Origin of the sequence: Thermomonas sp. HDW16 (assembly GCF_011302915.1) — a bacterium.
GTDB lineage: Bacteria > Pseudomonadota > Gammaproteobacteria > Xanthomonadales > Xanthomonadaceae > Thermomonas.
Genome location: NZ_CP049872.1, coordinates 2,074,425 through 2,089,280, shown reverse-complemented (window position 1 = coordinate 2,089,280; position 14,856 = coordinate 2,074,425). Strand labels below are relative to the sequence as shown.

15 protein-coding genes are annotated in these 14,856 nt (G+C 65.0%); 14 read left to right on the top strand and 1 reads right to left on the bottom strand.

From position 1 onward, the window contains the following. The 7 genes from G7079_RS09685 to recO all read left to right on the top strand — a co-directional run bounded on the left by G7079_RS09685 (window position 1) and on the right by recO (window position 7,065). Window positions 1-1,536 carry a DegQ family serine endoprotease gene (locus tag G7079_RS09685; RefSeq protein WP_166057111.1) on the top strand — a complete coding sequence of 512 codons (1,536 nt, stop codon included), beginning with the start codon at window positions 1-3 and terminating at the stop codon, window positions 1,534-1,536. Window positions 1,537-1,679: 143 nt separating this feature from the next. Then, the gene (gene lepA / locus G7079_RS09680; RefSeq protein ID WP_166057110.1) at window positions 1,680-3,473 is read left to right on the top strand and encodes a translation elongation factor 4; all 1,794 of its coding nucleotides are present in this window, start codon (window positions 1,680-1,682) and stop codon (window positions 3,471-3,473) included. Between the two features lie 31 nt (window positions 3,474-3,504). Beyond that, window positions 3,505-4,308: a signal peptidase I gene (gene lepB, locus G7079_RS09675; protein ID WP_166057910.1), complete on the top strand. Its 804-nt coding sequence runs from the start codon at window positions 3,505-3,507 to the stop codon at window positions 4,306-4,308. A 34-nt stretch (window positions 4,309-4,342) separates the two neighbouring features. Then, window positions 4,343-4,723, top strand: a complete 381-nt coding sequence (locus tag G7079_RS09670; RefSeq protein WP_166057109.1) for a DUF4845 domain-containing protein — start codon at window positions 4,343-4,345, stop codon at window positions 4,721-4,723. A gap of 7 nt (window positions 4,724-4,730) precedes the next feature. After that, on the top strand, window positions 4,731-5,390 hold the full coding sequence (rnc, locus tag G7079_RS09665; protein WP_240906162.1) for a ribonuclease III: 660 nt from the start codon (window positions 4,731-4,733) through the stop codon (window positions 5,388-5,390). Next, a complete protein-coding gene (gene era / locus G7079_RS09660) occupies window positions 5,387-6,307 on the top strand; it encodes a GTPase Era (protein WP_166057108.1) in 921 nt (306 codons plus the stop codon). The genes rnc and era overlap by 4 nt, the downstream gene beginning before the upstream one ends. A 2-nt stretch (window positions 6,308-6,309) precedes the next feature. Continuing rightward, window positions 6,310-7,065 carry a DNA repair protein RecO gene (gene recO / locus G7079_RS09655; protein WP_166057107.1) on the top strand — a complete coding sequence of 252 codons (756 nt, stop codon included), beginning with the start codon at window positions 6,310-6,312 and terminating at the stop codon, window positions 7,063-7,065. Between the two features lie 72 nt (window positions 7,066-7,137). Here the strand turns inward: recO and G7079_RS09650 are convergent, their stop codons facing one another. Further along, on the bottom strand, window positions 7,138-7,839 hold the full coding sequence (locus G7079_RS09650) for a response regulator (RefSeq protein WP_166057106.1): 702 nt from the start codon (window positions 7,837-7,839) through the stop codon (window positions 7,138-7,140). A gap of 33 nt (window positions 7,840-7,872) precedes the next feature. Here G7079_RS09650 and G7079_RS09645 point away from each other — a divergent pair, with 33 nt between their 5' ends. The 7 genes from G7079_RS09645 to G7079_RS09615 all read left to right on the top strand — a co-directional run bounded on the left by G7079_RS09645 (window position 7,873) and on the right by G7079_RS09615 (window position 14,850). Then, window positions 7,873-9,894, top strand: coding sequence for a hypothetical protein (locus G7079_RS09645; protein ID WP_166057105.1), 2,022 nt, complete (start codon window positions 7,873-7,875; stop codon window positions 9,892-9,894). A 34-nt stretch (window positions 9,895-9,928) separates the two neighbouring features. Beyond that, a complete protein-coding gene (locus tag G7079_RS09640; RefSeq protein WP_166057104.1) occupies window positions 9,929-10,528 on the top strand; it encodes a YdbL family protein in 600 nt (199 codons plus the stop codon). 87 nt (window positions 10,529-10,615) lie between these two features. Continuing rightward, window positions 10,616-11,962: a 23S rRNA (uracil(1939)-C(5))-methyltransferase RlmD gene (gene rlmD / locus G7079_RS09635; RefSeq protein ID WP_166057103.1), complete on the top strand. Its 1,347-nt coding sequence runs from the start codon at window positions 10,616-10,618 to the stop codon at window positions 11,960-11,962. 2 nt (window positions 11,963-11,964) lie between these two features. Beyond that, entirely contained in the window at window positions 11,965-12,492 is a 528-nt protein-coding gene (locus G7079_RS09630; protein ID WP_166057101.1) for a CYTH domain-containing protein, read from the top strand. After that, entirely contained in the window at window positions 12,492-13,544 is a 1,053-nt protein-coding gene (gene nagZ, locus G7079_RS09625; protein ID WP_166057100.1) for a beta-N-acetylhexosaminidase, read from the top strand. The genes G7079_RS09630 and nagZ overlap by 1 nt, the downstream gene beginning before the upstream one ends. Continuing rightward, a complete protein-coding gene (locus G7079_RS09620) occupies window positions 13,541-14,098 on the top strand; it encodes a hypoxanthine-guanine phosphoribosyltransferase (RefSeq protein WP_166057099.1) in 558 nt (185 codons plus the stop codon). Before nagZ ends, G7079_RS09620 begins: the two co-directional genes overlap by 4 nt. Then, entirely contained in the window at window positions 14,095-14,850 is a 756-nt protein-coding gene (locus G7079_RS09615) for an S-methyl-5'-thioinosine phosphorylase (protein ID WP_166057098.1), read from the top strand. Before G7079_RS09620 ends, G7079_RS09615 begins: the two co-directional genes overlap by 4 nt. Window positions 14,851-14,856: the final 6 nt, after the last annotated feature.

Genomic DNA, 14,856 nt, shown 5'->3' with positions numbered 1-14,856 from the left:
ATGTCCGTGAACCTGCGTACCCCCATGCTTCGTCCCGCGTTGTTGTCGGCTGCGTTGGCGCTGGCCATCAGCGGTGGCGTCGGCTGGTATTCGTCCGCCCAGGCACAGGCCCAGTCGGTGGCACCTGCGCCCGAGTTGGTCGTTGGCCTGCCGGACTTCACGCGCCTGGTGGAACAGGTCGGGCCCGCCGTGGTCAGCGTGGAGGCCGAAGTCGGCGGCAAGCCGCGCACGGCGACCGCGCAACGCGGCCAGCAGCCGCAGATGCCGAACGAGGAGCAGATCCCCGAATTCTTCCGCCGTTTCTTCGGCCCGGACGGCATGCCGATGCCGGGTGCGCCCGATGGCGGTAGCCGCCCGCGAGGCGTGTCGCAGGGAACCGGGTTCATTATTTCCGCCGATGGTTATGTACTGACCAACCATCATGTGATCGATGGCGCGGATACAGTGCGCATCAAATTGTCCGACCGTCGTGAGTTCACTGCGAAAGTCGTCGGTAGCGACGAACAGTCCGACGTGGCCCTGCTGAAGATCGCGGCAACCGGCTTGCCCATGCTGCGCATCGGCGATTCCAAGAGCCTGAAATCCGGGCAGTGGGTGGTCGCCATCGGTTCGCCGTTTGGCCTGGATCACTCGGTGACCGCCGGCATCGTCAGCGCGGTCGGCCGCGCGAACCCGTACGCAAACCAGCGCTACGTGCCCTTCATCCAGACCGACGTGGCGATCAACCGCGGCAATTCCGGCGGCCCGCTGCTGGATACGCGCGGCCAGGTGGTCGGCATCAATTCGCAGATCTTCAGCAACTCCGGCGGCTACATGGGGGTGAGCTTCGCCATCCCGATCGACGTGGCGATGAACGCGGTGCAACAGTTGAAGGCAACCGGCAAGGTGACCCGCGGGCAGCTGGGCGTGGTGATCCAACCGATGGACCGCGAACAAGCCAAGTTGCTCGGTATCGCAGATGGCAATGGTGCGTTGGTGGCCGACGTGCAGCCAAACAGCCCGGCGTCGCGCGCCGGCATCCTGCGCCAGGACGTGATCCGCAGCATTAACGGGCAATCCATCCACGAATCCAGCGATCTGCCGCCGATCGTCGGCGCGATGGCGCCCGGCGCCAAGGTGACAGTGGAATTGATCCGTGACGGCAAGCCGCGCACCGTGACCGCCACGCTCAATGCATTGGACGAACGCGTCGCCAGCGCCGATCAGGGCGACGATCAGGATGCCCCGCGTCCGGCCGCGGCTGCGCAGGCCAATGCGCTCGGGATCGTTGGCGAGGACCTGGATGCACAACAGCGCAGCAGGCTGGGCCTGCAGGCGGGCGAAGGCGTGCTGATCGCGCGGGTGGAAGGCATGGCGGCGCGCGAAGCCGGCCTGCGTCCGGGCGACGTGGTGCTGGCGGTGGGGCGCAACGACGTCGGCAGCGCCAATGCGCTCAACGGACAACTGCGCGGATTGAAGCCGGGCCAGGCGGTCATGCTGCTGATCCGTCGTGGCGGCGGCACCCAGTACATCACCGTGGATCCGGCGGGAGAATGAGCCCGCGAACGCCTGCGCCGGGCAAGGCGCAGGCGGGGCTGTGCGATAATTCGGCGTTTACCCCAGCACATACCCGTGCAGGCGGCTGCGATCCCGCGGCCGTCGTCGCCAGAAGCAGCCCTACGTTCATGCAGCACGACGCCATGCGGTTCATCCGCAATTTTTCCATCATCGCCCACGTCGACCACGGCAAGTCGACCCTGGCCGACCGCATCATCCAGCTCTGCGGCGGCCTGCAGGCGCGCGAGATGGAAGCGCAGGTGCTCGACTCCAACCCGATCGAGCGCGAACGCGGCATCACCATCAAGGCGCAGTCCGTCTCCCTGCCGTACACGGCCAAGGATGGCGTGACCTACCAGCTGAACTTCATCGACACCCCCGGCCATGTCGACTTCAGCTACGAAGTGTCGCGTTCGCTGGCCGCCTGCGAAGGCGCATTGCTGGTGGTCGATGCAGCGCAAGGCGTGGAAGCGCAGTCCGTCGCCAACTGCTACACCGCAGTGGAGCAGGGGCTGGAAGTGGTGCCGATCCTCAACAAGATCGACCTGCCCACCGCCGACATCGACAAGGTCAAGGAAGAAATCGAAGCCGTGATCGGCATCGACGCCGCCGACGCGGTGGCGATTTCCGCCAAGACCGGCCTCAACGTCGGCGACGTGCTGGAAGCCATCGTCCAGCGCATCCCGCCGCCCAAGCCGCGCGACACCGACAAGCTGCAGGCGCTGATCATCGATTCCTGGTTCGACAACTACCTGGGCGTGGTCAGCCTGGTCCGCGTGATGCAGGGCGAGATCAAGCCCGGCGACAAGCTGCTGGTGATGTCGACCGGCCGCACCCACCAGGTCGACAAGGTCGGCGTGTTCACCCCCAAGCGCAAGGAGCTGACGAAGCTCGGTGCCGGCGAGGTGGGTTGGGTGCATGCATCGATCAAGGACGTGCACGGTGCACCGGTGGGCGACACGCTGACACTGGCCGGCGATCCCGCGCCGAACCCGCTGCCGGGTTTCCAGGAAATGCAGCCGCGCGTGTTCGCCGGCCTGTTCCCGGTCGATGCCGAGGATTACCCCGATCTGCGCGAGGCGTTGGACAAGTTGCGCCTCAACGATGCCGCGCTGCGCTTCGAGCCGGAAAGTTCGGAAGCGATGGGCTTCGGCTTCCGCTGCGGCTTCCTCGGCATGCTGCACATGGAAATCGTGCAGGAACGGCTGGAGCGCGAGTACGACCTGAATCTCATCAGCACTGCGCCCACGGTGATCTACGAGGTGCTGAAGACCGACGGCGCCATCGTGCCGATGGACAACCCGGCCAAGCTGCCGCCGGTGAACATGGTGGCCGAAATCCGCGAACCGATCATCCGCGCCAACATCCTCACCCCGCCGGACTACATCGGCAACGTGATCAAGCTGTGCGAGGAAAAGCGCGGCGTGCAGGTCGGGATCACCTACATGGCGAGCCAGGTGCAGGTCAGCTACGAACTGCCGATGGCCGAAGTGGTACTGGATTTCTTCGACAAGCTGAAGTCGGTGAGCCGCGGCTACGCCTCGCTGGATTACCACTTCCTGCGCTTCGAGGCCGGCCCGTTCGTACGCGTGGATACGCTGATCAACGGCGACAAGGTGGATGCGTTGAGCATCATCGTGCACCGCAGCCACGCGGATCGGCGCGGTCGTGAGTTGACCGAGAAGATGAAGGAACTGATCCCGCGGCAGATGTTCGACGTGGCGATCCAGGCCGCCATCGGTGGCCAGGTCATCGCCCGCACCACGGTCAAGGCAATGCGCAAGAACGTGTTGGCCAAGTGCTACGGTGGCGATGCCACCCGCAAGAAAAAGTTGCTGGAGAAGCAGAAGGCCGGCAAGAAGCGGATGAAGCAGGTGGGAAGTGTTGAGATCCCGCAGGAAGCCTTCCTCGCCGTGTTGCAGATGGACAGCAAGTGAGCGCGGTTCACATTCCGGAGAACGTCGCATGATGGTGTGGTTCGAAACGATTCTGGTCTCGTTGACCGCACTCAGTGGCCTGATCTGGTTGCTGGACAAACTGTTCTTCGCCAGACGCCGCGCCGCCGAGTCCGGGGTGCTGGAGGAAGCGAAAGAGCCGGTGGTGGTCGACTATGCCAAGGCCTTCTTCCCGATCCTGGCGCTGGTGCTGGGCCTGCGCAGCTTCGTCGCCGAGCCGTTCAGGATCCCGTCCAGTTCGATGATGCCCACACTGCTGATCGGCGATTTCATCCTGGTCAACAAATTCGCCTACGGCCTGCGCTGGCCGATCACCAACAAGAAGTTCCTGGACAACGGCGAGCCGCAGCGCGGCGACGTGGTGGTGTTCCGCCCGCCGCACCACCCGCGCGAGGACTGGATCAAGCGGGTCATCGGCCTGCCCGGCGATACCATCGGTTACCACGACAACAAGGTTACGGTGAACGGCAGGGAATTGCCCTACCGCCCCGAGGGGGCGTACCAAGGCGTTGGCCAGGGTGTGAACGAAACCGGGGCGACCAAGTTGACCGAGGGACTGCCTGGACGCCCGCACTATGTCCTGGAGCGCGAAGACCTGCCGTTTATCCCGCAAGGGCAGGGCGAGGGTGACTGGACGGTTCCGGCGGGGCATTATTTCGTCATGGGTGACAATCGCGACAATAGCGAGGACAGTCGCTTCTGGGGGTTCCTGCCGGAGGCGAACCTGCGCGGCAAAGCGTTCCTGGTCTGGATGAACTTCGACTGGAGCGCCGAGGACAAGGTGGATGTCTCGCGGATCGGTACCAAGATTCCATAACAACTCAGCTAAACAACTCAGCTAGGGGGACGCGATGAATCGCAAGCAAAGTGGCATGACCATGCTCGGCTTCCTGATCACTCTTGCGGTGGTCATGTTCTTCCTGTTTTGCGGGATGAAATTGTTTCCGATGTATACCGAGTTCTATTCGGTCAAGAAAGCATTGGCGAGTATCGCCAGTGATCCGGGATCGGCGAACGCCTCGAAGGACAAGATCCGCGCGTTGTTCTCCAGGCACATCCAGATCGACTATGTTTCCGTCATCAAGCCCGAAATGTTGAGGATCGAATCCACCGACACCGGCTACAATTTGGTGATGGACTACGAGCGGCGGACGCCGCTGTTCGCCAATCTCGACGTAATAGCCAAATTTCATGCCGAACAGGCCGTGACGCGTGGCTCTGGCGCGCAATGATTCTGCGTTGCCGCGGGAATTTGCCGGACACTCATTCGCTGCCCCAGCCTTGCTCGCCCAAGCGCTGACCCACCGCAGCGCCGGCAGTCCGCACAACGAACGCCTTGAATTCCTCGGTGACGCACTGGTCAACCAGTTCGTCGCCGAGGCGCTTTATGTGCATTGGCCAAAGGCCGATGAAGGCGCGCTCACCCGCGCCCGCGCGGAGTTGGTGCGCGAATCCGCGCTGGCCGGCCTCGCCCGCGAGCTCAAGCTTGGCGAGCACCTGGTGTTGGGCCCGGGCGAAATGAAGACCGGCGGCCATCGCCGCGATTCGATCCTGGCCGACGCGTTGGAAGCACTGGTCGCGGCGATCCACTTGGATGCCGGTTTTGAAGCCTGTCGTGCAGTGGTGCTGCCGTGGTTTGCACCGCTGATTGATGCCTTGCCTCCACCGAACAAGGTTGGTAAGGACGCGAAGACGCGCTTGCAGGAATGGTTGCAGGCACGCCAGCACGTATTGCCGGTGTATGCGCTGGTCGAGGAAAGTGGCGACGACCATGCACGTATCTTTCGTGTGAGTTGCACCTTGGCCGAACCGGCCGTTCATACCGAAGGCGAGGGCAGTTCACGCCGCGCCGCGGAACAACAAGCGGCGGAAGCCGCGCTACGGGTCATCGAAAAATGAGTACGGAAACACAGCGCAGTGGTGCCGTTGCGGTCATCGGTCGCCCCAACGTCGGCAAGTCGACGTTGGTCAATGCATTGGTCGGCGCCAAGATCAGCATCACCTCCAACCGACCGCAGACCACACGCCACCGGCTGCTCGGCATCGCTACCTTCCCGGGCGGCCAGCTGCAGCTTGTTGATACGCCCGGCATCCACGGCGAACAGGGCAAGCGTTCCGGCAAGGCGATGAACCGGATGATGAATCGCGCCGCGCGCGGTGCGCTGGAAGGCGTGGATGCGGCGGTGCTGGTGATCGAGGCCGGCCGCTGGGATGCCGAGGACGGCCTGGCCTACGACGCGCTGCGCGATGCCGGCGTGCCGGTGGTGCTGGTAGTCAACCAGGTCGACAAGATCAAGGACAAGGGCGAGTTGCTGCCGTTCATCGCCAAGGTCAGCGAGGGCCGCGAGTTCGCCGCCGTGCATCCGCTGTCCGCACTCAAGCGCAAGGGCCTGGAGCCGCTGGTGCAAACCCTGCTGGACTTGATGCCCGAAGCGCCGCCGATGTACGCCGAGGACGAGATCACCGACAAGAGCCAGCGCTTTCTCGCTGGCGAACTGGTACGCGAGCAACTGATGCGCCAGCTGGGCGAGGAACTGCCGTATGCGACCACCGTCGAGGTCGAGAAATTCGAGGAAGACCTGACCGGTCGGCAACCCGTCTACCGCATCGACGCGGTGATCTGGGTCGAGCGCGACGGCCAGAAAGCGATCGTGATCGGCAAGGCCGGCGAGCGACTGCGCGAGATCGGCAGTCGCGCACGCCTGCAAATGGAACGCCTGTTCGACAGCAAGGTGTTCCTGCAGACCTGGGTACGCGTGCGCGAAGGCTGGAGCGACGACGAAGCCGCGTTGCGTGCGCTGGGCTACCACGACTGAGCATGCGCTTCGTCGCCGAGCCTGCGTTCGTGCTGCATGCGCGGGCCTGGCGCGAAACCAGCCTGCTGGTGGAAGTCCTCAGTGCGGAACACGGCCGCATCGGCCTGGTTGCGCGCGGCGTGCAGGGGCCGAAGCGGCATGTGCTGCGTGCAGCCCTGCAGCCGCTGCAATCCATTCGTTTCGATGCCGTGCAGCGCGGTGAATTGGCGCAGTTGACCGCGGCCGAGGCCGTGGATGCCGCCCCGTTGCTGCATGGTGATGCCGCGATGGCGGCGTTCTACATCAACGAACTTTGCCTGCGCCTGGCGCCGCGCCACGACCCGCAGGCGGAACTACATGCGGTTTACGCACGTGTGCGCGAGTGCTTGCGCGCTGGCGCGCCGCTGGCCTGGACATTGCGCCGATTCGAGCGCGACCTGCTCGAAGCGCTGGGTTTTGGCTTTGATTTCGGCAGTGATGTCGATGGCGTGCCGGTCGATCCCGCCGCGCGCTATCGCCTGGATCCCGAGCAGGGGCCGTATCGCGTATTGAGCGAACGCACGGGCGAACGTCGCGATTCCGCCACCGGACAGGCCTTGCTGGCGCTGGCCGACGACACGCTGCCGCCCTCGGACGATATCGCTAGCCTGCGCCTGCCGTTGCGTGCGGTGTTGCTGCACCATCTGGGCGGGCGCGGCTTGAAATCGTGGGACATGATGGGCGAGCTGGGGCGGCTCGGCCGGCGCGGAGAAGCGGGAAGAGAAACGGGGTCAGAGTGAAGTTTTGCGACCGGGTGTTCCGGCAATACCGCTCTGGATCGGCGCAAAATTCACTCTGACCCCGTTTCTCGCTCAGGCAGGTCCAAGCAAGTCATCCATCGCAAAATCCAGCCGCTGAAATGCTTGGGCATCCAGCGGCACCGACTGCAGTTCGCGCACCGCCGCCGCCAAGCGCGCCGCGCCCACGAAACCGCAGCTAGCCACCAGTCGATGCAGTTCTTCACGAATCGCAGCTTCATCGCCGCCGGCGGCCGCTGCCTCGATGCGTTGGCGCTGGCCGGGTAATTCCTTGAGGAACAGCCCGCGCAGTGCATCGACATGCGCCCGCTGGCCACCGAGTGCGGCCAGTGCGGCGTCATCGTCCCAATTCGGCTGTTTGCCGCAGGTCGGAGGCGCGATGGCGAGATGTGGACGCAGGGCTGCATGCAACTCGGCCACGCCCAACGGCTTGCTCACCATGTCCACGAAACCGGCGGCAAGCAGGCGCTCGCGGATCGCCGTATCGCGCGCGGCGGTGTGCGCCAACGCCGGTGCGATGAGGCCACGCCGGCGCAGTTCCTGCAGCAGGACTTCGCCACGCCCGTCCGGCAGGTTGGCATCGATCAGGTACAAATCGTGCCTGCGCAGGGAGGCTGCGGCCATCGCCTCGGCGATGCTGCCGGCCGCGTCCACCTCGGCAGGAAGAGCAGCTGCGGCATCGCGCAGGAACACCGCGCTGACCGGGTCGTCCTCGACCAGTAGTAGCGTTGGCAACGTATTCGGGGATCGATTCATCGTTTCGTGATCCGGTGTTTGTATGCTGCCGGCATGTCGCGACCGATCATAGCCGCAACCCTGTGCCTGCTGGCCGCGCTTGGCGCGATGCCCGCATCCGCGCGCAGCATGCAGGCGAAGATCGCCAAGATCACCACGCCGGTCGCCACACTGGAGCAGGTGCGCGTGCGGGTGGACTGGGCAGCCGATGCCCAAAGCGGCGAACTGCAGCTATGGGCGGGGAATGTGGAAGCGCCCGATCTCGGCTATCGCTATCGCGACCTGCACTGGCGCTGCCCGTTACAGCGCGAGGGCAAGGACGGCTGGCGGTGCGCGGGTGCGCTGCGCTCCGGCACGTCGGCGCCGTTGCAGTTGGCGGTGCGTTTCGATGCAGCCACGACGCAAGCTTCGCTGTCGAAGGGTGGGGCGCGGATCGCGCTGGATCGGAATGCCGCATCGCCCGACCTGACATCGTTCGATCTCACCCGCGTGCCGATCCAGTGGGCACAGGTGCTGATGTCGAAAGCATGGCCGGAGGCGAATCTCAAATCCGGCGAGTTCGACGCGCAGTTGATGATCGATGCAGCGACGGGCCGTCCCCTGCGGATTTCGGGCCCACTTACGCTGCGCGGCATCGGTCTGGAAACCGCCGATGCCTCCATCGCCGGGGAAAAGCTCGGAGGTCGTTTCGCCATCGACTATCGCACCACGCCTGCGTTGTCGCTGCTCGCATTGGATGGCGAGCTGCGCGGCGGCGAATTCCTCGCGGGCAACACCTATGTCGCCTTGCCGGCCACGCCGGTGGGCTTGCGCATCGATGCCATGCAGCATGCTGGCAATGGCTGGGAATTGCCGCGCATCGAATGGCGCGACGGCGACGCGCTGACAGCCGAAGGCAGCGCCAGTTTCGCCAGCGATGCCAGCCTGCAGGCGCTGGACATGCAGGTGCACAGCAGCGACATGTCGCCGTTGCGGCAACGTTATCTGTCCGGCTGGCTGGGCCTGTTCGGCCTGGGCGAGGTCGACCTGCACGGCGCGATGGACATGCACGTGCAGCTACGCGATGGACGGCTGCAGGTCGCGGATGCCCGAGTGCATGGCGTCGACCTGCGCGACCCGAACGAGCGCTTCGTGTTCGATGGCCTGCAGGGCGACGTGCGCTATTCGGCAGGAGCGCCGGTGCAGAGCGAACTGCGCTGGCAACGCGGGAAACTCTACGGGTTGGATTTCGATGCCGCGCGCCTGCCGTTCGCAAGCAGCGATGGCCTGCTGCGTTTCCGCGAGGACGCCACGGTGCCGTTGATGGGCGGCACGATGACCTTCCGTGATCTCACCATCCGTCCGCCACAGGGCGAGGCAGGTGCCGATATCCGCTTCGCGTTGGTGCTGGACGATATCGATTTCGGTCGCGTCTCGCAGGCGATCGGGCTGCCGGCATTCCAGGGCCGGCTTAGCGGCACCATCCCGAACGCGCACTACGCCAACGAGCGCGTCGATTTCGACGGTGGCCTGTCGATGCAGTTGTTCGATGGCCGCGTCGCATTCTCTTCGCTGGCGCTGGAGCGCCCGTTCGGCAGCGCGCCCAGCCTGAGCGCGGATATCGCCCTCGATGATCTCGACCTGCTGCGGCTGACCGAAGTGCTGGGTTTCGGCAGCATCACCGGGCGCATCGATGGCCGCATCGACGGCCTGCGCCTGGTCGATTGGACGCCGGTCGCGTTCAACGCGCGTTTCATCACCGACGAACGTCCCGGCGTGAAGCAACGCATCAGCCAGCGCGCGGTGCAGAACATCAGCAGCGTGGGCGATGCCAGTTTCGTGACCAGCCTGCAGGGCCAGTTGATCGGCCTGTTCGACGATTTCGGTTATCGGCGGATCGGCATCGGCTGTCGGTTGGCGAACGAAGTCTGCGTGATGTCAGGCCTCCATTCAGGTAACAACGCCTTTACTATCGTGGAAGGTGCCGGGCTCCCGCGCCTGAGCGTGGTCGGCTTCAACAAGCAGGTGGATTGGCCCACCCTTGTCGAACGCTTGGCGGCGGTCGGGTCGGGCGATGTGAAACCGGTCGTGAAGTAGTCGTTTGAAAGCATGCCGCTTGAGGAGCAATGCAATGAAACAGTGGTTCGGGGTACCGGTCGTGGGCGCATTGCTGCTCACCGCCTGCGTGACCATCAATGTCTATTTCCCGGCGGCGGAAGCCAAGGCGGCGGCGCGCGAGTTCGTCGAGAAGGTAATCGACGAGGCCGATAAAGTCGAGATCAAGGACAGTAGCGGCGGCGGCATGGCCATGCTGCAGGATCGCTTCGATTTCGACCCGTGGATGCTGCTCGGCATCGGCAGTGCGCAGGCGCAGTCCGCGCCGGACATCAGCATCAAGACCCCGGCGATCCAGGCGATCCAGGGCCGCATGGAGTCGCGCTTCAACAGCACGCTGCGTGACGGATTCGACAGCGGTGCGCTGGGCTTCACCAGCGACGGCCTGATCAGCGTGCGCGATGCCGGCAAGTTGGAGCTGAAGGATCGCGTATCCATGAATGCCGCGGTAGCCGACGACAACCGCGACCGCAAGGCGGTCTACCGTGAAGTCGCGGTGGCCAACGGCCATCCGGAGTGGGAAAGCCAGATCCGCGACGTGTTCGCCAAGCAGTGGGTGGACAGCGCCCGCAGCGGCTGGTGGTACCAGAGTGGCGGCGGCTGGAAACAGAAATAACCCGGCTTGCCCACAACGGCCCGCTTCGGCGGGCCGTTCGCTTTTGCGGGATGCGACAATAGTCGGCCATTCATATCGCAAGATCCCGTGGCCCGTCTCGATCACTCCCCCAAGACCGTTTCCATCGTTAATCTCGGCCACGATGGCCGTGGCGTTGCGCGTTGGCCGGAAGGCCATGCCAACGCCGGCAAGACCGTGTTCGTGTCCGGCGCGCTGCCCGGCGAAACCGTAAGCGTGCAGCAGACCGCGCGGTCGCGACATTTCGACGAGGCGAAGACACTGGAAGTACTCGAGGCATCGCCGGATCGCGTCGAACCGCGCTGTCCGCACTTCGGTACCTGCGGCGGCTGCGTGCTGCAGCATTTCGCCGAAGACAAACAGATCGACGCCAAGCAGCGCCAGTTGCTGGACAACCTGCAGCGCATCGGCCACGTAACGCCGGCATCTGTATTGCCGCCGTTGCGCGGCGACAGTTGGGGCTATCGCCGCAAGGGCCGCTTCTCGGTGCGCCGGGTCGAGAAAAAGGACAAGACCCTGGTCGGCTTCCGCGAGCAGGATCCGCGCTTTGTCGCCGATATCGGCGAATGCCATGTCGTGGTGCCGCAGCTCGGCTTCAAGGTTGCGGCACTCGGCGCGCTGGTCGATGGCCTGGACGCGCGCCGCGACATCCCGCAGATCGAATTCATCACCGGCGACGCGCATATCGCGCTGGTCTTCCGCCACCTGCAGCCCCTGTCCGATGCCGACAAGGCCAAGCTCGAGGCTTTCGCTGCAGCGGAAGGATTCACCATCTTCCTGCAGCCGGGCGGCAACGACTCCGTGCATTCGCTGTCGGGCGATGCGCCGCAGCTGTCGTTCCGCCTGCCGCAGTGGGACATCGAACTGCTGTTCCGCCCGCTGGATTTCATCCAGGTCAATGCGAAGCTCAATGAGGCGATGATCGCGCGCGCGCTGGAGTTGCTGGACGTGCAGCCGGGCGAACGCGTGCTGGACCTGTTCTGCGGATTGGGCAACTTCACCCTGCCGCTGGCACGTGCATCGGGCGATGGTGAGGTCGTCGGCGTGGAAGGCGAAGCCGGACTGGTGCAGCGCGCCCGTGCCAATGCCGCGCACAACGGTTTGACCAATGTGCAGTTCCATGCCGCCGACCTTTCCCAGGATTTGGCCGCGCAACCGTGGCTCAAGGCCGGGTTCGACAAGCTGCTGTTGGATCCGGCGCGTTCCGGTGCGATCGAGGTGCTGAAGCAGCTGCCGCTGAAGGGCCTGAAGCGGATCGTCTACGTGAGCTGCCATCCGGGCTCGCTGGCCCGCGATGCCGGCTACCTCGTCAACGAAGCAGGCTGGACGCTACGCGAAGCAGGTGTCATGGACATGTTTCCGCACACTGCGCATGTCGAATCCATCGCCGTGTTCGATCCGCCGAAGAAGGGCTGAGTATGGGCATCGAAATCGAACGCAAGTTCCTGCTTATCAACGACAGTTGGCGATCCGCCGCGCACAAGATCGTGCCGATGGCGCAGGGCTATCTCAATGACCTCGCCATGGTCGATTCCAGCGCAATGCAGACTTCGGTGCGCGTGCGCATCGAAGGCGATGCGGCCTTCCTCAACATCAAATCGCGCGAAGCGGGGCCGAGCCGGCAGGAATTCGACTACGAGATCCCGGTAGCCGACGCACGTGCGCTGCTGGCGCTGTGCGTGGGCGGCAAGATCGACAAGCGCCGGCACTACGTCCAACACGCCGGGCACCTGTGGGAAATCGATGAATTCCTCGGCGACAACGCCGGCCTGGTAGTCGCCGAGATCGAGTTGGGCAGCGTCGATGAAGTCTTCGCAACGCCTGCGTGGATGGGCGTGGAAGCGACCCATGCGCAGCGCTACTACAATCTGGCATTGGCCTCGCGTCCGTATTCGCAATGGCGCGAGGACGAGCGCCTCGCCACCGATCTGAAGGAAGCAGACTGATGTTGGTCATCGGCGTCTCCGGACACGAACTCAGCGCGCGCGAACGCGATTGGCTGCAGCATGAAGGCTGCGCCGGGGTGATCCTGTTCCTGCGCAACTTCGCCTCGAAGGCACAGGTCACGGAACTCACCCAATCGATCCGCGAAGCCGCGCCACGACCGATGCTGCTCTGCGTGGACCAGGAAGGCGGGCGCGTGCAGCGCTTCCGCGACGGCTACAGCAAGTTGCCGCCGCTGGAGGGCTTCGATGCGCTGTACCGGCGCGACGCGGATACTGCGCTCGAACTCGCGCGCGAACACGCCTGGCTGATGGCCAGCGAGATCCGCGCGACCGGCCTCGACCTCAGCTTCGCGCCGGTGGTGGATCTGGGTCGCGGCAACCGCGCCATCGGCAACCGCGCGTTCTCGCCGGACCCGCAGGTGGTCGCCGCGTTCACGCGCGCCTATGTCGACGGCATGCACAGTGCCGGCATGGCGGCGACCCTCAAGCATTTCCCCGGTCACGGCTCGGTGCCGGAAGACACCCATTACGAAGTCGCGATCGACGATCGTTCGCTGGAGCAGATACGCGCCCTCGATCTCGTGCCGTTCGCGGCCGGCATTGAGGCGGGCGCGGAGGCAGTGATGATGGCGCACGTGACTTACCCGCAGGTCGCGCCGGAACCGGCTGGTTATTCGCCGCGCTGGATCAAGGAAATCCTGCGCGAGGACATGGGTTTCCGCGGCGTGGTATTCGCCGACGACATCGGCATGGCCGCCGCCTTCGGTGCGGGCGGGGTCAAGGCGCGCATCGATGCGCACCTGGATGCAGGCTGCGATGCGGTGCCGGTCTGCCATCCGGACCTGGTGGAAGAAGCGTTGCGCGCGGTCGAGGATCGCCCGCTGGCGACGTCCGGCCTGGCCGGGATGATGGGTCGCGCGGCGCCGGGATGGGATGCCTTGCTGGCGGACGCGCGTTACGGCAATGCGCAGGCGCGGATCGGCGAGGTGCCGGTCTCCACCCATGATGTCGGAGTCACCTCCGGCGCGAACGACGAGGCGAACGCGACATGAGCGCACCCAAGCTTGCCGAGGCATTGGCCAATTCGCACGTGGTCCACGACCGCGAGGTGCTGGAAGCGTCGATCGAGCGGATCGCCGATGACATTCGCGGCGAATACGCCGATGGCGAAGTCCCGGTGTACCTGACGGTGATGAACGGCGGTTTGCCGTTCGCCGCGCAACTGGCATTCGCGCTTGGCGAACGTGGGCTCGACCTCGAGTTCGATTACCTGCATGCCACTCGCTATCGCGGGCAGACCAGCGGCTCCGGGCTTGCGTGGCTGCATCGCCCGGCCACGCCGCTGCGCGGACGCAAGGTGCTGCTGGCGGACGACATCCTCGACGAAGGCCATACCTTGCTCGCGATCAAGCACTGGTGCGAAGACCAGGGCGCGGCCGAGGTGCGGATCGCGGTGCTGGCCGAGAAGGTGCATGACCGTTGCGTGGACGGCATCAGCGCCGACCATGTGGGCGTGCAGGTGCCGGATGCGTACGTGTTCGGTTACGGCATGGATTTCCACGAGCAGGGCCGCAACCTGCCGGCGATTTACGCACTGGGCGAATGAGCATGGCCATCGACCTCGCTGTCATCGGTGGCACGGGCGTTTACGCGCTCGGCGAGCTGGCCGATGTCGAAACCCACCAGCCTGTCACGCAATACGGTGCGCCGTCCGGGCCGATCCGTGTCGGCACCTATGCCGGCAAGCGCGTCGCCTTCCTCGCGCGGCATGGCGAAGGTCATTCGCTGCCGCCGCACAAGATCAACTACCGCGCGAACCTCGCTGCATTGAAAGCCATCGGTGCGACGCGCGTGCTGGCGTTGAACACCGTGGGCGGCATCACCGAACAATGCGGCCCGCGCGTACTGGCCTGCCCGGATCAATTGATCGACTACACCTGGGGACGCATCAGTACCTTGTGCGAAGAACCCGGCACCGAGGTGTTGCACGTCGATTTCGGCGATCCGTACACGCCTGCGCTGCGCGCCGAAGTCATCGCCGCATCGAAACGAGCCGGCGTGGCCCTGGTCGATGCCGGCTGCTACGGCGCCACACAAGGCCCACGCCTGGAAACCAAGGCCGAGATCGCGCGCATGCGCCGCGACGGCTGCGACCTGGTCGGCATGACCGGCATGCCGGAAGCCGGGTTGGCGCGCGAACTCGGGCTGGATTACGCCTGCCTGGCCATCGTCGCCAATTGGGCGGCGGGTGCCGGCCCCGATCCCGACGAAGTGATCACCCTGCAGGATGTGCTGGACAACGTGGCAACAGCGATGGACGACGCGGCGCGTTTGCTGCGGGCGATGTTGGCCGGCTGATCGCGT